The sequence below is a fragment of the Idiomarina sp. UBA4206 genome, from assembly GCF_002383015.1.
In the GTDB taxonomy this organism is placed as follows: Bacteria; Pseudomonadota; Gammaproteobacteria; order Enterobacterales; family Alteromonadaceae; genus Idiomarina; species Idiomarina abyssalis.
Genome location: NZ_DFTS01000039.1, coordinates 100,401 through 100,782 on the forward strand (window position 1 = coordinate 100,401; position 382 = coordinate 100,782).

Below are 382 nucleotides of genomic sequence, written 5' to 3' on the forward strand. Positions count from 1 at the left end.
CGGTGCAGGTTGAGAATGTCTTCACGGTATTGCAAAGCTATATTGGTGTTGTCCCAAATGAGGTCTTCTACGGGGTAGACTTCCGAATAGCCCGGCACCAGAATACGACACACCGGCGCGCCAAGATCTTCATGCACGGCTACGTAAGCTTCTTTGCCCATGTCCTGCAAAATACCAAACAGTGTATCGGCTTCTTCCTGGTTAGAGCCGCTAAAGTCCCATTCAACGAATTCAATGTCAGACTTAGCGCTAAAGAAACGCCAGGACACAACGCCCGACGAATCAATAAAGTGCTCAACAAAGTTGTTTGGTTCGGTCACAGCCATGGAGTTAAAGGTTGGTGCCGGGAGGTCGTTTAAACCTTCAAAGCTTCGGCCTTGCA

The 382-nt window shown here is 49.2% G+C and carries 1 protein-coding gene; it reads right to left on the reverse strand.

What is annotated here, in order from left to right; all coding sequences use genetic code 11:
* A partial coding sequence (locus B3180_RS08560; RefSeq protein WP_286844021.1) for a YcaO-like family protein occupies positions 1 to 382 on the reverse strand: 382 nt, incomplete at both ends.